At 48.6% G+C, this 21,817-nt stretch carries 15 protein-coding genes; 4 read left to right on the top strand and 11 right to left on the bottom strand.

The genetic code is table 11. The annotated features are described in order from the left end of the window. Positions 1-24: 24 nt before the first annotated feature. The 4 genes from RDN79_RS12235 to RDN79_RS12220 all read right to left on the bottom strand — a co-directional run bounded on the left by RDN79_RS12235 (position 25) and on the right by RDN79_RS12220 (position 5,157). The gene (locus tag RDN79_RS12235; RefSeq protein ID WP_298549654.1) at positions 25-2,436 is read right to left on the bottom strand and encodes a PQQ-binding-like beta-propeller repeat protein; all 2,412 of its coding nucleotides are present in this window, start codon (positions 2,434-2,436) and stop codon (positions 25-27) included. Positions 2,437-2,521: 85 nt separating this feature from the next. Next, on the bottom strand, positions 2,522-3,622 hold the full coding sequence (gene meaB / locus RDN79_RS12230; RefSeq protein ID WP_298549685.1) for a methylmalonyl Co-A mutase-associated GTPase MeaB: 1,101 nt from the start codon (positions 3,620-3,622) through the stop codon (positions 2,522-2,524). Between the two features lie 16 nt (positions 3,623-3,638). Then, entirely contained in the window at positions 3,639-4,754 is a 1,116-nt protein-coding gene (locus tag RDN79_RS12225; protein WP_298549653.1) for a DUF1573 domain-containing protein, read from the bottom strand. A gap of 25 nt (positions 4,755-4,779) precedes the next feature. Further along, positions 4,780-5,157, bottom strand: coding sequence for a DUF1573 domain-containing protein (locus tag RDN79_RS12220; RefSeq protein WP_298549651.1), 378 nt, complete (start codon positions 5,155-5,157; stop codon positions 4,780-4,782). A gap of 40 nt (positions 5,158-5,197) precedes the next feature. Between RDN79_RS12220 and RDN79_RS12215 the strand changes: the two genes are divergently transcribed. Next, the gene (locus RDN79_RS12215) at positions 5,198-5,518 is read left to right on the top strand and encodes a hypothetical protein (RefSeq protein ID WP_298549650.1); all 321 of its coding nucleotides are present in this window, start codon (positions 5,198-5,200) and stop codon (positions 5,516-5,518) included. On the opposite strand, the gene RDN79_RS12210 is transcribed toward RDN79_RS12215, so the two are convergent. The 3 genes from RDN79_RS12210 to RDN79_RS12200 all read right to left on the bottom strand — a co-directional run bounded on the left by RDN79_RS12210 (position 5,505) and on the right by RDN79_RS12200 (position 12,669). Beyond that, entirely contained in the window at positions 5,505-11,189 is a 5,685-nt protein-coding gene (locus tag RDN79_RS12210; RefSeq protein ID WP_298549648.1) for an alpha-2-macroglobulin, read from the bottom strand. The genes RDN79_RS12215 and RDN79_RS12210 overlap by 14 nt on opposite strands. 132 nt (positions 11,190-11,321) lie before the next feature. Beyond that, a complete protein-coding gene (locus tag RDN79_RS12205; RefSeq protein WP_298549646.1) occupies positions 11,322-11,819 on the bottom strand; it encodes a dihydrofolate reductase in 498 nt (165 codons plus the stop codon). Between the two features lie 55 nt (positions 11,820-11,874). Next, on the bottom strand, positions 11,875-12,669 hold the full coding sequence (locus tag RDN79_RS12200) for a thymidylate synthase (RefSeq protein ID WP_298549644.1): 795 nt from the start codon (positions 12,667-12,669) through the stop codon (positions 11,875-11,877). 137 nt (positions 12,670-12,806) lie between these two features. Here RDN79_RS12200 and RDN79_RS12195 point away from each other — a divergent pair, with 137 nt between their 5' ends. Together RDN79_RS12195 and RDN79_RS12190 are read left to right on the top strand one after the other, a co-directional pair. Then, a complete protein-coding gene (locus tag RDN79_RS12195) occupies positions 12,807-13,943 on the top strand; it encodes an aldose epimerase family protein (RefSeq protein ID WP_298549642.1) in 1,137 nt (378 codons plus the stop codon). 464 nt (positions 13,944-14,407) lie between these two features. After that, a complete protein-coding gene (locus RDN79_RS12190; RefSeq protein ID WP_298549640.1) occupies positions 14,408-14,773 on the top strand; it encodes a hypothetical protein in 366 nt (121 codons plus the stop codon). 207 nt (positions 14,774-14,980) lie between these two features. Here RDN79_RS12190 and RDN79_RS12185 read toward each other — a convergent pair whose 3' ends face one another. From RDN79_RS12185 to hemW, 4 genes are all read right to left on the bottom strand, one after another. Then, positions 14,981-17,227 (bottom strand): excinuclease ABC subunit UvrA, encoded by a 2,247-nt coding sequence (locus RDN79_RS12185; protein WP_298549638.1) that lies wholly within the window; start codon positions 17,225-17,227, stop codon positions 14,981-14,983. Between the two features lie 125 nt (positions 17,228-17,352). Then, on the bottom strand, positions 17,353-17,523 hold the full coding sequence (locus tag RDN79_RS12180) for a hypothetical protein (RefSeq protein ID WP_005637232.1): 171 nt from the start codon (positions 17,521-17,523) through the stop codon (positions 17,353-17,355). Then, the gene (locus RDN79_RS12175) at positions 17,516-18,091 is read right to left on the bottom strand and encodes a zeta toxin family protein (protein WP_008154394.1); all 576 of its coding nucleotides are present in this window, start codon (positions 18,089-18,091) and stop codon (positions 17,516-17,518) included. The genes RDN79_RS12180 and RDN79_RS12175 overlap by 8 nt, the downstream gene beginning before the upstream one ends. Positions 18,092-18,264: 173 nt before the next feature. Continuing rightward, positions 18,265-19,392, bottom strand: a complete 1,128-nt coding sequence (gene hemW, locus RDN79_RS12170; RefSeq protein WP_298549632.1) for a radical SAM family heme chaperone HemW — start codon at positions 19,390-19,392, stop codon at positions 18,265-18,267. A gap of 213 nt (positions 19,393-19,605) precedes the next feature. Between hemW and RDN79_RS12165 the strand changes: the two genes are divergently transcribed. Next, positions 19,606-21,762 carry a translation factor GTPase family protein gene (locus tag RDN79_RS12165; protein WP_298549630.1) on the top strand — a complete coding sequence of 719 codons (2,157 nt, stop codon included), beginning with the start codon at positions 19,606-19,608 and terminating at the stop codon, positions 21,760-21,762. Positions 21,763-21,817: the final 55 nt, after the last annotated feature.

Genomic DNA, 21,817 nt, shown 5'->3' with positions numbered 1-21,817 from the left:
GGGGCTTTTTATATCCTTGTCCGACTATAATGATCCGTTACACCTGAATGCATAAACATTGCCTCCGAAGTCGGTAGCGAAGATCATGCGTCCGTCTGTTGCCAATGTCGAGAACAGAGGTGCGCCCGTTTTGTGTTTCCAGACCGTTTGCCCGTTTTCCGGATTGACTCCATAGATAATGCCGTCGGATGCACCGAAATAAACCGTTCCTCCGACAAACAGGGGACTTGTTTCGATCGTAGCGGCGGGATGGCGGGAGTAAGGAGCAGTATAAACCAGGGCCGGTGAAGTTTGAGCTTTCCATTTGACTTCAAATGTTTCACGATCGAGTGCTACCAGACCGTCCGTTTGTGTACCGAACATAATCAGGTTGTCCGTTATTAATGGAGTGGAGTTGACCTGTACATTGAATGGCAACTCTTTACGGACCACCACTTTCCCCGAACGGCTGTCGATGATAAATAAAGACTGGCGCGAAGCGACATAAAGCAGGTTGCCGGCATAGGCCGGTGTTGCGCCTCTGTCCGTGATCCCGTCTTTATCGAGTTTCCAAAGCAATTCTCCCGTTTGTGCATCGTTGCCGTAGAAGCCTCGCCAGTTTGCACCTGAAACAACAACTCCGTTTATCAGCAGGGGAGTCGATGTCGTGGCTTCTCCTTGCGGCCAGCCTTTGTTCAGCCAGACAGCTTCGCCCGTTTTCCCGTTATAGGCCCCGAATGCCTTTCCGCTTCCGGCATAGACGATGCCATTGGCGGCTGTCAGTCCGTCTACAAGGACAGGGAGGCCGGCGACATTCATCTTTATATCCCATTTCAGTTTGCCCGTCTGTGCGTCGATGGCGTATAAGTAACCTTCCGCATCTTGTGCGAAGACGGTCCCTTCGTCAACGGCAATCGTGTTTTTGATGGAGTTGCGTACCGGATACTTCCACTGTAATTCACCAGTCTTTGCATCCAGAGCAAATATCGCGCCTTCTCCCTTCAAATCCTCATCGAGAGAAGCGACATACACGTTGCCACCGGCAACGACCGGAGATGAAAAGTAAAGGTTGGCATTTACATTCCGGATCCACGCCAGTTGAGGAGTTTCGCCAATCTCTTCCGGCTGGTACAAAAATGAGGAACGGCTGACTGTTATTTCTCCATTGTCGAACAACGCTTTTGCTGTTATGAAAACCCGTTTGCCTTTACAATCTGCCGGGAGATTGGCCTTTCCGGACCAGTTCCAATCTGTATTTTGAGTAAGCTGTGTTTCCGGCTGGACAATCTTGCCGTCCACGGCACAACTATAAGTGACACGCACGGCAGGAGCAACCGCATTGTATGTGTTGACCGATACGGGAACCTTTCCGTCTGCCGTCATTGCACATGCCTCATTCGCGATCGAGGCGATTTCAATGGACTTATTTATATATGTATAGCGAAGGGAGGTCCGGATATCTCCTTTCCGGTCTACGTCCACCACGCGGAAGGCGGAAGTCGAGTGGTCGATTCCTCCTTTGTCAAGCGTTGCTGTCGATATCGTTAATACTTCTCCTTGTTTGCGAACGAAATGGTTATGCCAATGCCCGTATAACCAGGCTTTCAGGTTATGTTCGTTCAGGTTGATCTGTTCGTTTCCGTCGATACCGAAAACAAACTCGTTCCCGGAAGTCAGCAAATCGTGATTAAACACCATGATTGGTTTTCCGGCCGGAACCTGTGCCAAGTCGTTCTTCAGCCAGCGGTAAACGTCTTCTTTTGTATAGCCGGGCTGATGATCGCCTCCTGCCATCGGGGTAACGACATAGTGGACATTCCCGAAGTCGAAGGAGTAATAGACCGGGCCGTAAACATTTTCAAAAACTTCTTCCCCGTATTTTCCTTTTACAAGATCATGATTGCCGATACAGTAGAACATCGGGCAATCCATGTTCGACGTGTTCATCAGATGGATATGGTTCTTCAATCCGTTTTCATAGCAGATATCGCCGGTATGGATGATAAATGCGATGTTCTCATTGGCTGCATAATCCCGGACGTTATTCGCCCAGTCTTCCTGGTTCTCCGTGTTGAATATCTCGGTGTCGGAAATATGGATGAACTTGTGGCTGCCATCCGGCCTGATGCGTCCTTTCCAGGTTTGCAGGCCGAAATCGTATGTTTGCCCTGTGCCGTTGATCCGCCGGTAATATTGATTGTCTGTCCTGTAGCCGGAAGGAGTGGTGATGAAGATAAACCGTTCCCGTTCGTGTCCGGGAAGTGTGTAAAGACCTTCGGCATTCGTTTTGACAACGTTTAATCCGTCGGAAACCCGGATGTCTTTTAAGACTTTCTCTCCTTTGTCGTAGATTCCGTTCCGGTTGGAGTCTACATACACGCGGCCTTGGTAGGCTGCATGAGCCTCCGTGATTACCGCACAACTTAGCAATAGCAGTATAAGTTTTTTCTTTTCCATGATAATTCAGATAAAAAACGAGTGCCTCAAAATGAGCCTTTGAGACACTCGTGAACCGGATAAGACCGGTATTGTGTGTTTATATTTATTTCTTTGCAGACAGATTCTCCAAGAACAGATCCATCATCCGTTTGGCGGCAACGAACGAGCTGATCTCGTTATTCAATACCTGTTGCTCCGTGAAGTTCAACATGTTTTCTACCGCCGGATTGTGGTAGAACGTTTCGCGGAGCGTGTCGTTGATACTTTCGTACATCCAATACTTGGCCTGTTCGTTGCGCTTGTAATCGAAGTAACCGTTCTTTCGGGTGAATTCCATATATTCTCCGACCATGTCCCAGATTTCTTTAATCCCCAGGTTGTAGTAACCCGAATAGGTCAATACTTTCGGGAACCAGCCTGATTCGGGAGCCGGGAAGAGATGCAGGGCGTTACGGAACTGCGCGGCTGCCAGTTTCGCTTTTTCCAGGTTGTCGCCATCCGCCTTGTTGATGATGATCCCGTCCGCCATCTCCATGATGCCGCGCTTGATGCCTTGCAGTTCGTCTCCGGTACCGGCAAGCTGGATCAACAGGAAGAAATCGACCATCGAGTGGACAGCCGTTTCGCTTTGTCCGACACCGACTGTCTCGACAAATACCGTGTCGAACCCGGCGGCTTCGCAGAGCACGATCGTTTCGCGTGTTTTACGGGCAACGCCACCTAAAGAACCCGCCGATGGCGAAGGGCGGATGAAAGCGTTCTTTTCACGGGACAAGGCCTCCATTCGGGTTTTATCGCCGAGGATGCTGCCTTTCGAGCGCTCGCTGCTGGGGTCGATCGCCAGCACGGCCAGTTTACGTCCTTCCCCTATCAGATGCATACCGAACGCATCGATCGAGGTACTTTTACCGGCGCCCGGCACGCCGGTGATACCGATGCGGACCGACTTTCCTGCATGTGGCAAGCATTTTTCGATAATCTCTTGTGCCACTTGCTGGTGTTCGTATTTGGAGCTTTCCACCAGCGTCACTGCCTGGCTGAGGATCGTAATGTTCCCCTTCAGTATGCCTTCCACAAATTCGGCGGGCGTATATTCTTTACGTTGAATCCTTCTTTTCAGATAAGGATTTACCGTCGGCACATCGGCTACGCCTTTGTTCACCTTTAATCCTCTGTACAGATCGTCGTTTTCGGGATGTTCCATCATTTTAGACAATTGGTTATTTATTGGCGGTTACCTTCACAAGCCGTACCGGACCGTTCGGGTCGTTGCATACGAAATTGATGAGGGCTTCCAGTTTTGTTTTTATCTCTTTCGGGCGTACTGTCACTTTGAAAGTGGCTGTCGTGCCCGGTTTGATTTCTCTTTTGCCGCCGGAAACAGCGACACGTTCGTCATCGCAGGTCGCACTATAGATGACAAGCGGCGATTTCCCGGAGTTGGTGATTTCGATCGTCCCGCTCACCCTTCCGCCGACCAACGGGATAAAGCTGCTTTTATCGGGCAGTTTGCCGAAGTCGAGCAAGGTGCCCGATAGCTGGGCTACCGGAGCTTTCGCCTTCTCCGAGGCAGTCAGTTTGCTGAAGTCGTCTATGATATTGGCTGCAACATGCAGTTTGCCTTCTGTTCCTTTCTTCTGACCGATACTTTCGACCGTTACCGGAATTTCGGCTGTCATGCGGCCTTTCCGTTTTGCCTCTTTCGCATTCATCAGGATGGATATTTCGCCTGTTTCACCCGGAGCCAGTTTTGTAGGATTGGCTACGACGTTCAGATAATGAGGCGTTTTTCCTAAATGGATGTTCAGGGATGTTTTTCCTTCATTGATCAGGTTGATCTTTTCTCCCAATGTTTCTTCGGGGCGGATCGTGCTGTAAAGAATATTTTTTGTTTGCAGTTTCAGGTCGCCGATGCTATACGGATAAATCAGTATGGGTTGAGCTTCTTTAGGGGTTACGTTTCCTTTGATACCTAAGGAGAAACTGCCTTTTTTTCCGTTACTGTAGATCGCTATAGTTTTGTAAAAAGGGCCGGGACGTCCTTTCGGGTTGTAGGTTACTTTTACTTCTCCGGTCTTTCCCGGAGCGATGGGCTCTTTGGTCCATTCGGGCTGCGTGCAGCCGCAGGATGCCGTGATCCGCGTGATGACAAGCGGGCCGTTACCTGTGTTTTTGATCGTAAATACGTGACTTGCCAATCCATCGGATTCCCCTATCGTTCCGAAGTTATGGATCAACTCGTCTGCACTGATTTGGGCGTTATTTTGTGCCGATATACTGCTTATTGCAAACAGTATACCGGCAAGAATAAAGACCAGTTTGTTTCTGTTCAACATTCTTTATCGTTCAGTTTTCCTGTTATTATTCTACTTCTCCCCGGATTGTCAGGATAAAACTACCGGTTTTCCCGTTGCTGTATACGGAAATAGTCTTGACAAAGGGGCCGGGACGGTCTTTCGGGTTGTAAGTGATTTTAATATCGCCTGTTTTACCCGGGGCAATCGGTTCTTTGGTCCATTCCGGTGTCGTGCAGCCGCAAGAGGCGATGACACGTGTCAGGACCAACGGTGCTTCGCCTGTATTCTTTATTTTAAAAGTGTGCGACACATTGCCGTTCGCTTCCTTGATCGTTCCGAAATCGAAAGAGGTTTCATCTGCCGAGATTACAGCCTTGTTCTGAGCTGATGCCATTCCTGTTGCCAACAGGATCGCCATGAAAATAAAAATAATCTGTTTCATCTTCTCTTTTTATTTAGCTATTGTTTAGAATGCAAAGATAATGTTTACTACTGAATTAGTTTCTTTAAAAAATAAAATTCTGCTTCCGCCGGGAGCCGGGGAGGCCGGATTTGCGTGCAGCTACCGTCGCCGGGAGCCGGCAGAGCCGGATTCACATGCAGCTGGTTCCGCAGAGAGCCGGCGGAGGCAGATTCACATGCAGCCGGCTTTGCCGGGAGCCAGCGGAGGCAGATTCACATGCAGCCGGCTTTGCCGAGAGCCAGCAGGACCGGATTCACGTGCAGCTATCTTCGCCGGGAGCCGGCGGGGCTGGCTGCACATGCGTTGTCTTCTGCCGGGAGCTTCGCTTAATCCACCTTGACGATGTTTCCTTCCGTATGCGAGACGAATTCCGGCGCATAGAGGCATTGGATCGTACTGATTCCGCCTGCATATTCACCGGTGCGTGACACGTATACGGCATATTCCAGTACAAAAGTCCCCTGGGGCAGGCGGTCGAAGAAGAAATTCTCCGAAACATCTGTCGGCGACTGGTAATACCCGACTCCGTCCCTGTAGACAGAACCGGAAAGTTGGGCAGCCGGTTCAAAGCAGCCGGCACGAAGGTCTTTCAGGAAGACATAATCCATTTCGCGATCGGTACGGACCACAAGGCGGACGGTCACTTTGTCGCCGACACGAAGCGGTTCATCCGGGGTGACGGGACGAAGTTGTTGTTCCGTTCCGTTATTCGTTTCTACGAATAGCTTCTTTTCTACGTTCAGGATACCTTTCTGCTTTTTCACATCGTTGATATTCTGGAAATATTGCTCGTAGACAGCTCCCCACGCAGGCGCTGCTCCTTCCTTCCGGATGGAGATGGAATTTCCTTCGGATGCAATTCTTTTTTCATCCGATACGGTTACTTTCAGGTAGCCGGTGGCCGATTCTCCGGTTGTGGTGCTGTATGTTTGCTTGCCCCACTTGGCGGTACAGGTGTTGTTGGCGTCCAGCCAGTCGCTACCTGTCAGGAGTAAAGCATAAATTGCGTTGACCGTAGCCGGGACGGATTCCCAGTTCTGTGTCTGCTTCTGGCTGAGCAACCATTGTTTCATCCGGTCCGTTTTCTGTTTGTCGGGCGAAACTTCATTAAAGAGAGCCATCAGCAGGCAATGGGTGTCGATCGGGGAGACAAAGAAGTTTTCCCCTCTCCGGTTGTTTGCCCAGTACATGCCTTTGTCTGCTGAAGTGGATGCTGTTTTACGCAACCAGGCAAGGATGTTACCGGCGGTTTCTTTCTTCCCGTTGCGCCACATGAGCCACGCTATTTCTCCTTTTCCATAGATGGATTGTTTGCTCCATTGTTTTTCCGCCAGGTTCGTGTAGTAGCGGATCGCTTCACGTGCCGAACCTAACTCAGGGATGTCGCGGTACTGGCTGCGGACAAACAGGTATTCGATTTCCAATGGAGAAATTTCATTTTTCTGCCAGTTCTTGATCTTTTGTAATGCCTCATAATCGGACTGGATGTGTTTGTCCACGAATGTCAGGGCTTTTATCTGCATCTCTTTTTCCTGCTGGTTATATTCGACAGCATTCAACTCGGTCAGTTGGTTCATCCCTTTCAAAATATAAAGCGTGATCTCCTGGCTCGGATACATGCCTTTGAACCATCCCCAGCCTCCATCCGGCGTTTGCAGGTCGAGAAGATGGCGGAGGGCGATCTCCCGTTGTCCGGCTGCCCGGTTCAGATCGAAAAGGAGGGACAAACGCTGTTTTTGTTCCGTTTCATTGTCCGCTTCCAATACCCAGGGTGTTTCCTGTAGAAGGATGTTTTTCAGTTCTGCATTCTTTTCCAGGTTGGAATAGAGCGTAGAGGCGTTTCCGCCTTGTGCTTTCCATTGGCTGATGACCTGCTGGATGCGGGGGTGGGCGGTGGCGATGTAGCTTGCCAACGTATTGCTGTAATAAGAGGCGAACCAGGAAATGACGTTGTCGTTTTCCGGTTGGGTGAGAGTCGGCAGCGCCTGTACGGCATACCAGATCGGGTTGGCGGTCAGCTCCAGTGTCGTGCGGAATGGTCGGATACCTTTGTTGTCTTTCAGGCGGATCACTTCTTCGCTCTTGTCGAACAGGTAGAACGGGGTGCTTTCCGTCACTAATATCTCGTTCGAAAGAACCGGGATTAAATGCTGTTCGCCGTCACTTCCTTTATCCGAATCGGCCACGATACGGCAACCGATGACGCCGGCCGCAGAGGCCGGAACCTTGAATGACCAACTGACAGTCGTGGTGCTGTCTGCCCCCAAGGTGAAAGGTTTCTGCGATTTGGTGAGGCAGATCACCGGCTGGTCGTTGTCCGGATCGAATAGTTCCAGGCTGGCGCGTCCGTCCATAGTGGCGGAGGACTGGTTGCTGATTTGCGTCGTGATGGTCACTTCATCGCCCTGACGCAGGAAACGCGGTAGGTTGGGAGTTACCATCAACGGCTTATTGGTGATGATCTCGCGGGACAGGTAGCCGTATTTCAGGTCTTCCGTCTGTGCTAACAGTTGCATTTTCCAGGTCGTGTTGCTTTCGGGCATTGTGAAGCTGAACGCTACATCGCCTGCTTCGTCGGTCACTAATGCCGGATAGAAGAAGGCGGTTTCGGCGAAGTTTTCACGAAGTTCGATCGAGTTATTCGGGAAGAAAGGTTTTCCGCTTTCTTCCACCTCTTCTTCTGCAATGATATTAGCGACACCTTGGTCCGCTTTTATTGCCGATTCTTCCAACGGCGCACTGTCGTCGGTGATGCTGAGAACTTCGGCTACAGCCGGGGCGGCTGCCGATTTCATGACGGCTCCGGTTGCAAAGACCTGGTTGCTGCGTCCGTAGCGATATCCCAACGACAAAACGCCTTGCCAGTCGAGGCGGTCGTATTGGTATTGCGGGACGTTCAATCCTTTCCGGTCTCCTGTTTCGTACCGGCTACTGTTTGTGAATGCGGTTCCTTCCGAGAAGCGCGGTGCATGTAGGTAAATATCTCTTTTAGGAGAAAACGACCACTTGAAAGGCAACAGCTTATCCAATGAAGCATCGTACATGCTCGCCAATATCTCTGCGGAGACAGTCGAGGAATCTGCATCCGTAATACGGAATTTCCAGTTTTCCTTGCTTCCCGGCAATAAATGATCGCGGAATGTCTCGGTTTGGATCGTCAATCTCCGGTCCGGCTGGCGGCGGTAGACCGGGACTTGCGTCACATACGCCTTGCCGTCTTTGACAAACGTGAAAGACACGGTGAAACCTTCCCCGTCCGTTTCCTTGAACGGAATGCGGAATGTCCGGTTTTCATCGCTCAACCGGATCTGTTTACGTTCCATACACTTGTTGGTAGCTGAATATACTTCATATAATATATGGGTGTCTTTGTCGGAGGTCCCGAATATGAACGCAGCCTCTTCTCCCGGAGCGCAGGTCGTGTGCTCATTAATCAGCCAGGTGTGCATAAATACGGGCGGTCGTTTGTCCCGGCGGCTGTACAGGATGAAGTCTTGATTGGCGGAAACTTCTTTCCCGTTAGAGTCGGTCGATTTCACTTCCAGACGATAGCGTCCGGCGGGAAGTTTGCGGAATACGGTAGGTGATATTTCGTCTCCCGTTATGAAAGTTCCCACAGCTACCAGTTCATTGATTTTGTACCGGTCTGCACCGAACATATCCTTTTCCGGCTTTTCGTCCGACAGGGAGTAAATCGTGTAACTTCCTTCCGCAGATGTTTTCTGTCTGTTCACCGTATAGGCCGTTATCACTGCTTTGGCGGAATCGCTTTCCATTTCCTGTCCGGGCATTTGGATATCCAATAGGATACCTGTATCGCCGACGGAGAATGTATAGCTTGCTTCTTGTGTCTCTCCTTTGCTGTCGGTCAGGGTTGCCGTTACTTCGTAGCTCTGGAAGGCAGGGCGCATATCCGAAGTTCCCGGCCGTTCGGGTACGAAGGAAATCGTGAAATTGCCTTTGTTGTCAATCTTTGCCGTTCCATTCGCAACCTGTTTGTATGTGAAGTCGAACGGGTCCGGCATATAAAAACGTGCCCAGAACGGGCGGCGGGTGATTGTCCAGTTTACCTCGCCGGTCTGGAGGTCGATACCGGAGAAAGTCTGCGCCTCACCTGTGATCTTCACAGGATGGCCGAAGGAGACTTCTTCCTGGATTGGCAGGAAGCTGACTTTGAAAGTCGGGCGTTTATATTCTTCTATCCGGATGTTTGTGCGGGTCCGCTCCGAAACAAGCGTGAAGTTTCCGCTCAAGGTCTGTGCCGGGATGGTAAATTCTCCGTTGAAGGAACCGAACCGGTCTGTCTTGAATTCTTTGCTGGCCACTTCTTTGTAGTTGGCATCCCGCAAGGTGACGGTATAGGTTCGTCCGGCCACTACATGCGGGTTGTCCGTATCTTTTACATAAGCGATTCCTTTGAAGAATACGTTTTGTCCCGGCCGGTAGATGCCCCGGTCGGTGAAGAGCGACAAATCGACTTTTTCTTTTTTCTGGTCGGAGCGGGAAGTTCCGTACGGATATATATTTGTAATGATGGAAGAGGTGTCTTCGCGGAATACCGGACGTATGTGTTCGATCTTCTTTTGGGTGGGAAGGACGGCGATCCCTAACCGGTCTGTCTTGACTTCTCCCTGAGGCTGGATTGTTCCGTTCATCATATTGGTTTTGTAATAGATGACGGTCGCCCCTTCGATTGGTTTGCCGCTTTCGAGGTCGGTGACAAGTACTTCCGAATTGTTTGTCTGGCTACGGGTAAGGGCTGCCAGACGGCTGACGCTGAAACGGTTGGAAACGGACAGTTGTCTACCGGGAACCGTAATCACATATTCGTACAATCCCAATTGGTCCATCGGAATGGTCAGTGTGGAATCGGCTTCGGTGTATGAATTGGCGAGATCCATCTTGAATGTGACCTCTTTTACCAGCTTTCCCCGCATGCTTTTACTGTTCTTGTAGTAACTCCGCCAGGCATCTTCCGGTTGGCGAAGGCTTTTGTAGATGCGCACAACTAATTGAGGCGTGTTGACATACTTGATTTGCAACGTGAGATCCTTGCCCGGATACACATTGTTGTCGGATTGGATATTCAAGACCGGCGTTTCCATTTCGTTCAGTTGGTTCTTGAAAATGTTAACCCGGTCGTATTTGGGATATTGTGCAATGCTTTCTTTGCAAAGCGTATAAATGAGCGCCTGGATGGAATCCTGATGAGCCTTGTTGCCTTGATAGCGTTCCCGTTGGAGAAGGTTCATGCCGGCAATTCGTATTTCGGCGGCAAACGGTTCTTTTTCATATACCTTATATAGGCTGTCCAACGCGTTTCGGTAGTCGGTCGTATTTGCTGCCTGGTTGTCGTATTTATATTGCCAGTAGTCCAGTTCGTCCAGTAATAATGCTTTCTTATCCGGTTGTGTCCGGCGGAAAGCAATCAGATCCTCGTACCATATTGCAGACGGTTGTATGTCGATCGCCCGGAAAGCAAGGAAATCATATAGGGTAGGACGAAGTTGAGGCATGTCTTTTCCTTTCTTCAGGATCAGGTTATACTGGCTGACCGGTGTCTGTTGCAGCAACTGCGCCGGTTGGAGAGATAGTGTCAGTTCCTGTTTGATCTTTTCCTTGAAAAGGTTGGAAGTCCATTCCCGGATATCATCGGGGACGTAGCCTGCCAGTTCGGTCCGCTGGTTGATGTTCCAACGGTTTTGCATATAATAGTTGTTATACATCTCCGCAATCATGGAGTGGAGTACGGCCACGGATGCAGAATCGGGGCATGTACCGGCATAAGTCTCGATCTCTTTGATCAGTTCGGGGAATGTGTCGGCGTCTTTCTCCAGTTGGTTTTTCATCCGGGTGATAAGCGACTGGATCAATGCCGGGGTATTTTTTGTCTGGATGGCTTCTATGATAGCCTTTTCGTTGGTGGATACCCGATTTGCCTTCACGTAGGAGATAGCAGATACTATTCCGCATGCGATCAGGGTTAAAACAATAATTGCTCTTATCTTCATATCTTTCAGATTTATGATTCCAGATTTATGAAGTAGGACCGGTAAGTCAAAATCATAAATCCGAACCCGTTTCTTATATAGATACAAAGAAAGAGCAAAAAGTTGCAAAATTACCGTTAATTAGGAGTAATTTTATTTTTTACGAACGTAAGTCAGGAATGTGTAGGGGTACGGATTTTTCTCGTCGGCAGGAAATTCCTGTCGTTCCACCTCTTCCCACAGATCCCAGTTGACAACGGGGAAAAATGCATCTGCATCCGGAAACTCTCCATGAATGCGGGTCAGGTACATCTTGTCGGCAATCCCTAATCCTTGTCTGTAAACCAGAGAACCTCCGATGATGAAGATGTTTTCTTCTTTTTCACAGATATCCAGTGCGTCATGCATGGATTCGCAGGCAAAGCAATTGATGAAACCTGCTTCCGGCATGGTCGTCAGCACGACATTTTTACGGTTGGGCAATGGGCCTTTTGGTAAAGACTCGAAAGTTTTACGTCCCATTATTACGGCGTGGCCTGTTGTCAGGTCTTTAAAACGCTTCATGTCTGCCGGCATGTGCCAGAGCAGACCCAGATTCTTCCCAATCGCATTATTGTCGGAAATAGCTGCTACAATTGAAATAGTACTCATTGCCATTTATGATTTATAATTTATAATTTATAATTTATCATTTATCATAGATCTCTTATACGGCCACTTCACCTTTGATATGAGGATGAGGGTCGTATCCCGTCAGGTTGAAATCTTCGTACCGGAAACCGAATATGTCTTTCACTTCCGGGTTGATTTCCATCCGGGGAAGAGGGCGCGGATCACGCGTCAATTGCAACTTCACCTGTTCAAGATGGTTGGTATAAACATGTGCATCGCCAAGCGTATGGACAAAATCTCCGGCTTTCAGTCCGGTTACCTGTGCCATCATTTGTAATAACAATGCATACGAAGCAATGTTAAAAGGTACACCCAAGAAAATATCGGCACTGCGCTGGTACATTTGCAGGCTCAGGCGGCCGTTTGCCACATAAAACTGGAAGAAAGCGTGGCAGGGAGGCAGATTCATATTGTCCAGATCCCCTACATTCCAAGCGCTGACGATGATACGGCGCGAATCCGGATTATGCTTGATTGTCTCTACCGCCTCACTGATCTGATCGATGCTTCCGCCTTTATAGTCCGGCCATGAACGCCATTGGAAACCGTAGATATGTCCTAAATTGCCATCCGGGTCGGCCCATTCGTTCCAGATCCTCACTCCATGTTCCTGCAAGTATTTTGCATTTGTATCGCCTTGAAGAAACCAAAGTAATTCATATATAATGGATTTCAAATGCAGTTTCTTTGTTGTGAGCAGGGGAAAGCCGTCTTCAAGATTGAAGCGCATCTGATGTCCGAATACACTGTATGTACCGGTTCCTGTCCGATCTTCTTTCTTAACTCCTTCACGGAGGACACGATCGAGTAATTCTAAATACTGTTTCATTTTTCTTTATTATGACAGACAAAAGTACGAAAGTGATTTGTATTAAACAACATTATCCTACAGCATCGTTTGTTTTTGACAATAATAGCGTATATTTGCTGCCTATCTAACAAACATTTAATTTATTAGTATCGAAAATGAAGAGACTATGTATGGCTGTCATGGCAATGTGTGTTTTGTTGTCATGTACTGAGAAAAAAGAGGAAGCCACTCTTTCTGGACTGATGAAATCAGATTTCGTATCAGAAGTGCAGGGGAAACCGACTGCATTATATGTGTTGAAGAACCAGAATGGTGCGGAAGCCTGTGTGACGAACTGGGGCGGACGCCTGGTGTCGGTCATGGTTCCCGACAAGGATGGCAAAATGACGGATGTCGTCTTGGGATACGATAATGTCCAACAGTATGTGGACAATCCGAACAATAACTACGGCGGGTTGATCGGTCGTTACGGAAACCGTATCGCAAATGGCAAGTTCTCGTTGGACGGTGCTGAATACCAGCTACCGCAGAATAACAACGGACACTGCCTGCATGGTGGTCCGGAAGGTTATCATACGGTTGTTTGGGATGCCAAACAGGTAAATGACCAGAGTGTGGAACTGACGTATCTCTCCAAAGACGGTGAAGCCGGTTTCCCCGGAAATCTGAACCTCAAGGTTACATATACATTAACAAACGACAATGCCGTCGATATCAAATACGAGGCTACAACGGACAAGCCGACTGTCGTGAACCTGACGAACCATAGCTATTTCAACCTTTCCGGTGTTCCGGGTTCGCAGATACTGGATCATTCGATTATGATTGCGGCAGACACCTATGTCCCGGTTGATGAAACGTTGATCCCGACCGGTACGCTTGATCCGGTAGAAGGAACTCCAATGGATTTGCGTACGGCTGTTGCCGTAGGCGCACATATCGATGATCCGTTCGATCAGCTGGTGAGAGGCAAAGGCTACGATCATAACTGGGTGTTGAATAACAATTGCGACATCAATGTCCTGGCTGCAAAAGTTGTTTCTGCAAAAAGCGGTATCGGCCTCGAAGTGTACACGAACGAGCCGGGTATCCAGTTCTATGCCGGAAATGCAATGACGAAGGATGGAGATAAAGGAAAGTTAGGCGTGATCTATCCGCATCGCGGTGCTTTGTGTCTTGAAACACAGCATTATCCCGATTCTCCCAACCAGCCGGGCTTCCCAAGCGTAGTGCTGCGTCCGGGCGAAAAGTATTTCAGCGAGTGTCTTTATAAATTCACGGTTGAAAAGTAAGATACATATTATTTTTAGGGGGACTTTCCGGCAATCGGAATGATGGGAAGGGGCGGCTGTAAGAGGCCGCCCTTTTTGTTATCAAAAATCTTTGATTTATATCTGTTAATGTTTCTTTGTAAACAATATAGTTTGCCGTTTTTGTATATCTTTGCGATTGACATAGGGCTGCCGGAACTTTGACTTTTCGGCTGTCCTGTCGATGGATAACGTTAAGCGTTTAAGATATTATCTTTGGAACTGAAAATCGCCAACTTTCAAGTCGGACAAAGATAATAGACAACTGGACGCTCACGCTTGTTATATATACCCGTGTATATAGAATAGAGCGTGGGCTGTTGTTTATTATTTGTCCGATGGGTGTTTGGCGATACCTCAGTTTCAAATAGTAAATTAACAGTTCCCACGCTTTTTATTATATAGATGCCAAACATCGGGGAGCAGGGCGGCACCATAATTTGAGTATGAGCTCAGGAGAATCGGAAAGAATTGCAATCTGTTGTGTATTATTGGATATAGTGGAAGCTATGGGTACAAGTGCCGATATAAAGAGCTGCCGCCACTATCAATCGTTGAGAGATAAAACGGATATTACCGATTCTGACTTTGAAGGGGCACGTTCCGTGTCTGTATTGTCCAGTCTGGTAACTTTGAAGGGAATGCATTACAACAAAAAGATGTTGCTGGCATTGACCGTATGTGATCTTTATTCCGGGCACACGCCTGTCTCCCTTAGTTTAAGGATTGCATTCGAAACATTGATGAATGCCATCGAATGGCCGATCTCGTTTTCCGAGATATTGACGATCAGCCGGACGGAGCAAAGGTGATTTAATTACAATTTGTTAGTATGAAAAGACTCTGTGCATCCGGGTGTAGCCGTCCCGAACATCCGGATGTAGGAAGCGGCAACATCCGGGTGTAGGAAGCCGGAAGATGGGCGTGTTTCTGAACATTTCTGCTTGCTTTCCGCTCTTTTCCTGCTTGCTTTCTTCCACTTTGGGAACTTAAACCTCGTTTGTCTTAGGGAACATCGGTTAAGGCAATTCTTTCTTTAGATATTCCGCCGTAACGGACTGTCCACATACAAGCATGTCTGCCGGAATTCCGGAAAAGAGCAGTTCGCCACCCATTTGTCCACCGCCCGGACCCAGTTCGATCACATAATCGGCCGCTTTCAGAACATCCAGGTTATGCTCTATCAGGAAGACGGAGTTGCCTTGGTCTACCATCGAATCGAAAAGATGGATGATTTGATGTATGTCTTTGACATGAAGCCCGTCGGTCGGTTCGTCCAAGATAAAGATTTTACCCTTGTTGTCGAGGTAGGAGGCCAGTTTGACGCGTTGCAGTTCGCCACCGGAAAGGGTGGAAAGAGCCTGGTTGAGGTGCAGGTAACCCAATCCGACTTTCATCAGGGGTTGCAACTTCTTTTCTATCTCTGTTCCGGCAAAACGGAGCGATGCTTTCCGTACGGTCAGGTCCATCACTTCTGCGATATTCAGTCCGTCGACGGTATATTGCAGCGCTTCTTGTGAATAGCGTAATCCGCCGCAGGCTTCACAGACGGTTTCGATCGAATCCATAAAGGCCATGTCCGACACGATCACGCCTTTTCCACCGCATACCGGGCAGCCGCCTTTTCCGTTAAAGGTGAACATGCTCAATCCGGCTTTGCTATTCCGGGCAAAGAGTTTGCGTATATCGTCCGCTACCCCGATATAAGTGGCGGGGGTGGAGCGCAGGCTGATACCGATATTTTTCTGGCTGATGTAAATCACATCTTCTCCACAGGCTTGACGGAAGCATTCCATCAAGGAGCTTTTTCCCGAACCGGCAACTCCCGCGATCACCGTAAACAGGCCGAGCGGAAAGCGGACTGTCAGATCCTTTAGGTTATGCTCCCTCGCATGTTCGAGTGTAAACCAGCCGGACGGCCTACGGATTTCCGTTTTCAGTGGCGATTTCTCTGCGATCATCGATCCGGTTTGCGTGCCGCTTTCCAATAACCCCTTATAGCAGCCTTCATACAGGATATTGCCGCCGTCCATGCCGGAGCCGGGACCCATGTCGACGATATGGTCTGCGATCTGGATCATTTCCTTGTGATGCTCTACTAAGAGAACCGTGTTGCCGTGGTCGCGCAACTTCCGTACGGATGCTTTGAGCAGGCGGATGTCGTGGCTGTGCAGTCCGACACTGGGCTCATCGAGCACATACAGCATGTCGGACAGGGCTGAATTAATATATTTGGCTATCTTGCAACGTTGCGCTTCGCCTCCGGAAAGCGTTCCCATATTACGGTCGAGTGTCAGGTAGCCCAACCCGATCTCTTCGAGGGCGGACAGGCGGTTTCCGATGGCCTGCTTCAGGTCATCCGCCAAAGGATCGTCGATATCCTGCAGCCAGTCAAGGATATCGGGAATGGCGAGACGGGTGACTTCGGCAATGTTTTTCCCTCCGATCCGGCAGGAAAGGACGGTCCGGTTGAGTCGCGAGCCTCCGCAATCGGGACAAACGCCCATCGTTACCATCGGTTCCAGTAACTTCTGATGCAATTTCCCCTCTTCCGAATTGATGATGCTGCGGTACATACGGGTTACCAGTCCCTCGTACTTGGCGGTCCGGGGCCAGTCGGCCGGCGGGTTCTTGAGCCGTATCTGGGGGGAATAGAGAAATAGTTCCAACTCTTCCGGCGTATAGTCTTTAATCTTTTTGTCCAGATCGAACAGACCGCTGCAAGCATACCGTATCCATCGCCATCCGCCCCGGTGGAAAGCGACGTAATGGATCGTGTCTTCATCATTCAATGATTTGTTGAAGTCGACCAGTTTGTGGACATCCAATTCGCGCACTTCTCCCAATCCGTCGCAGCGAGGGCATCTCCCTTGCGGATGGTTGAAAGAGAATGTGTCGGAATAGCCGACAAAGGGTTGCCCGACACGTGAGAACAGTAGCCGGAGCAGGGAATAGATGTCCGTATAGGTTCCCACGGTAGAGCGGGCGTTGGGCGCCGGTTTCTTTTGGTCTATCACGATGGCAACCGGGAGATGCTCGATCTTGTCTACATGCGGGCGACCGTATTTCGGCAGATATTGTTGGACGAAACTGGGAAAAGTCTCATTCAGTTCACGCCGGGAACTGGCGGCGATGGTGTCCAGCACCAGAGACGATTTACCGGAACCGGAAACTCCGGTGAAGATAGTGATCCGTTTCTTGGGAATTTCCAGTGAGATATGCTTGAGGTTATTCTCGTAAGCACCTGTTACTTTGATATTTTCCATATTTCTAATTCTTCCTTTTGGGCAGAGTCAAAAGTAATCATATAATTTGGAAGGGGAAACGTCCGGATACAAAAAAGGCTGATGAATCTGATTCACCAGCCCCTTTCGTATATCCAATATGATAGTTAAAACATTCCTTTTTCTAAATCAGCAGCTTTTACGCGGAAGATGTATCCGTTGCGCGAGAAGACTAATTCACCGTCTTCTTTCTTTTTCTGGTTGACTAATCGCTGGAAAGCGATATTGGCACCTTTAACTATATTCTCTTCAAATTCTCTAACTTCTTGTTCACTCATGATGCTCAAGTTTTGTATAAATATCCGAATTATATATCTCTTTTTTATCACTCCTGAAGCCTTTGGCGATTACTTCCATCGGCGACATAGAGTTGTCTGCAATCATCCAATAATCACAAATGGGGATATATAGTTCAAAGAGATTGTGAATACCTGCCTCGTAACGACGGCGTATAGTACTTTCCGGAATGTTATGTCCTCCGGCGGCCACTCTCATCTTAACTCGTTCCACTGCCAAATCCGGTGTATTCAACCAAAAATATAACAATGTCACATAATATCCTTCCCTTTGTGCTTCCCGGATCAGGTTTGCACCTGAACGGGTGGCCAGTGTAGTCTCCATTGCGAACGTTTCGCCCGAAGCGATCAGTTCTTTGATGCGTTTATACATAATACGACTGGCTTCAACGGCTACCGCGATACTATCAGAATTAAAAGGGGAAAGCCCCTTAGCAATCTCGTCGGAATTAACAAACTCTTTACATTTCAACATCTCTGGAAGAATTGTAAAGGAAGCTGTCGTTTTCCCTGCCCCGTTGCATCCCGATATTATGTATAGATATGGCACTACTTACTGTCTTTTGTTGGGGCAAATATAGAGAATAGTTTAATACGTTGGTTAATTTTATTCTCAAAAATAGTAAAAATGTGCAGAAAATGTACGGATAACCCCTCGGTTCGTTGTGAAAACAGGCTGTTTGGTGTAATTTAATGGCTTTGTCAAACGTCTGCAACATACCTTTATATCCATAAAAGGTCGCTCATTATGCCGTCGGAGATGAAAATGCCTTCCTTCGAGAGCCTTAAAGTGTCGTTTTCACGGATAAGCAACCCTTTATGTAGATAAGCGGCGGCCTGCCGTTCGAGATAGGCTTGCTTTTCTTCTCCGAACCGCTCCCTGATGTCGGTTGTCCGGATTCCCCACATCGTGCGTAGTCCGGTGATAATAAAGTCGTTGTATTTTGTGTTGATATCCAATTCTTCTCTCTCCATATCGGGAATGCCTGCCCTGATCCCTTGTAAGTAGCGGGGAAGGGAAGAAATGTTCCATTGCCGGCTCTCTCCATCATAAGAATGGGCGGAAGGTCCGATGCCCAGATATTTCTTGCCGGTCCAATAGGAACTGTTGTGCCGGGATAGGTGGCCGGGGCGGGCGAAATTGGAAATCTCGTAATGGAGATATCCGGCTTCGTTCAGCTTATAGATTAATGTAGAGAAAAGGGCGACGCTCAACTCTTCTTCAACAGGAGTGACTTTTCCGGTTTCCATCAATTTATATAGGGCTGTCCCTTCTTCATATATTAAATGGTAGGCGGAGATATGGGGAATATCCAGGCGGATCGCGTCATCCAGATTCTCTTGCCACTCTTCCAAGGTCTGTCCGGGCAACCCGTATATCAAGTCGATGCTGATGTCTTGGATGCCGTTTTCTTTGCAAAGCCCGACTGCACGCAAAGCCTGTTTGCGGTCATGGCGTCGGTTCAGGAAACGGAGGTCTTTTTCTTTGAAGCTTTGTACCCCCATGCTGACCCGGTTGAAAGGCAGGTTGCGGAGGGAGGCCACATATTCCGGCGTCATATCGTCGGGATTGGCCTCGAGCGTGATTTCCCTGCAGTCACTTGTGTCGAATAAACGGTTTGCCGCCTCGAATATCCGTTCGAAGTCCCCGGCTTGTAATTGCGAAGGTGTGCCGCCTCCGAAGTAGATCGTTTTGACCGGCTCCTTTCCTATATATTCCTGTCGCAATTCCATTTCCCGGATAATCGCATTGATATACGGCTCCTTGAACTTCATCTCCGTATTGGAAAAGAAGTCGCAATACAGGCACCGTTTGGCGCAAAAGGGGATGTGGATGTATAAGCCTGCCACTTTGTTCTGCTTTTTATGGAGACAAAGATAGCAACATTTTATCTCTATCTCTCTTTCTTTCCGCTCTTTATCTTTGAACTGTTAAATAACATAGTTCTCAAACACTGGGCTTGAAATTGCTTTTCTCCTTTACAATCTCTAATTTGCGGTCCCGTGAATAAAGGGTTTGCGGGGCGATCTTTATTGTTAAACACAAATTAATACCTTGATATCATGAAAGTATACCAAACAAACGAAATCAAGAACATCTCTATCTTGGGAAGTTCGGGCTCTGGGAAAACCACTCTCGCTGAAGCGATGCTTTACGAGGGTGGAGTTATAAAACGTCGCGGAAGTGTGGAATCCGGAAACACTGTGAGCGATTATTTCCCGGTTGAGAAGGAGTATGGTTACTCGGTATTCTCGACCGTTTTCAGTGTAGAATGGCAGGACAGAAAGTTGAATTTCATTGATTGCCCGGGTTCAGACGACTTTATTGGCGGGGCGGTTTCTGCTCTGAACGTGACAGACACGGCGCTGATGGTACTGAATGCGCAGTATGGCGTGGAAGTCGGTACGATCAACCAGTTCCGGTATACAGAACAATTTCATAAGCCGGTTATTTTTGTCGTAAACCAACTGGATAACGACAAGGCTGATTATGACGGGACAATTGCCCAACTGCGTGACCAGTGGGGAGGTAAGATCGTTCCCATCCAATATCCGGTTTCTACAGGTGCGTCTTTCAACGCGGTTGTCGATGTGTTGAAGATGAAAATGTATCGTTGGAAGCCTGAAGGCGGTGTCCCCGAAGTATTGGAAATTCCGGCGGAAGAAATGGATAAGGCGATGGAGCTTCACAAAGCGTTGGTGGAATCGGCAGCCGAACATGACGATATGCTGATGGAAAAATTCTTTGAAGAAGGTACATTGAGTGAAGACGATATGCGTGCCGGTATTCGTGCCGGTCTGGTTATCCGGGGAATGTTCCCGGTATTCTGTGTATGCGCAGGCCGTGACATGTGCGTCCGCCGTACGCTTGAATTCTTAGGTAATGTCGTCCCTTGTACGGATAAGATGCCGCGCCCGGTTACAACAGAAGGGGTGGAAGTGACTCCCGACTCCAACGGACCGACCAGTTTGTTCTTCTTCAAGACGACTGTAGAACCGCATATCGGTCAGGTTTCTTATTTTAAAGTGATATCAGGTAAGGTAAAAGAAGGTGACGATTTGCTGAATGCCGATCGTGGTTCGAAGGAGCGTATTGCCCAGTTGTTCTCCGTTGCCGGACAAACCCGCAATCCTGTGACCGAGATGGTCGCCGGTGATATCGGTGCCACCGTTAAGCTGAAAGATGTTCGTCGTGGTAATACATTGAACGGTAAAGGATGCGATTATCGTTTCGACTTTATCAAATATCCGGACCCGAAATATCGCCGTGCCGTGAAGCCGGTCAATGAAGCAGACGCTGAGAAGATGATGGAAATCCTGATGCGTATGCGTGAAGAAGACCCGACATGGATGATCGAACAATCCAAAGAATTGAAACAGACAATCGTTTCAGGCCAGGGAGAATTCCATCTCCGTACATTGAAATGGAGAATCGAGAACAATGATAAATTGCCGATCGAGTTCTACGAACCGAAGATCCCGTATCGTGAAACGATCACGAAGGCTTCCCGTGCGGACTACCGTCATAAAAAACAGTCCGGTGGTGCAGGGCAGTTCGGCGAAGTTCATCTGATTGTCGAACCGTATTACGAAGGTATGCCGGCACCGGATACATATCGTTTTGGCGGACAAGAATATAAGATCAGCGTACGTGATACGCAGACTATAGATCTGGACTGGGGTGGAAAGCTGGTATTTATTAACAGTATCGTGGGTGGAGCCATCGATGCCCGTTTCCTTCCGGCTATCCTGAAAGGTATTATGGCTCGTATGGAGCAGGGACCGTTGACCGGTTCGTATGCCCGTGACGTGCGCATCATCGTCTATGACGGAAAGATGCACCCGGTAGACAGTAATGAAATTTCTTTCATGCTGGCAGGCCGTAATGCTTTCAGTACCGCCTTTAAAGAAGCCGGTCCTAAGATCCTGGAACCTGTTTATGATGTGGAAGTATCGGTTCCGGCTGATTATCTGGGCGACGTGATGAGTGACCTGCAGGGACGTCGCGCCATCATTATGGGTATGAATAGTGAAAAAGGCTACGAAAAGCTATTGGCTAAAGTGCCTTTGAAGGAGATGTCTTCGTACTCGACATCTTTGAGTTCCATCACAGGTGGACGCGCTTCGTTTACCATGAAGTTCTCCAGCTATGAACTGGTTCCGTCGGATGTCCAGGATAAGCTGTTGAAAGCTTACGAGGCAACTCAGGCAGAAGATTGATTTGGATTTTCTATAAATTGAATGAAGGCTGCCCCTGTGAAGGAGTGGCCTTCAT

This window comes from uncultured Parabacteroides sp. (assembly GCF_902493135.1).
In the GTDB taxonomy this organism is placed as follows: domain Bacteria; phylum Bacteroidota; class Bacteroidia; order Bacteroidales; family Tannerellaceae; genus Parabacteroides.
This window is presented reverse-complemented; position numbering and strand designations above follow the sequence as displayed.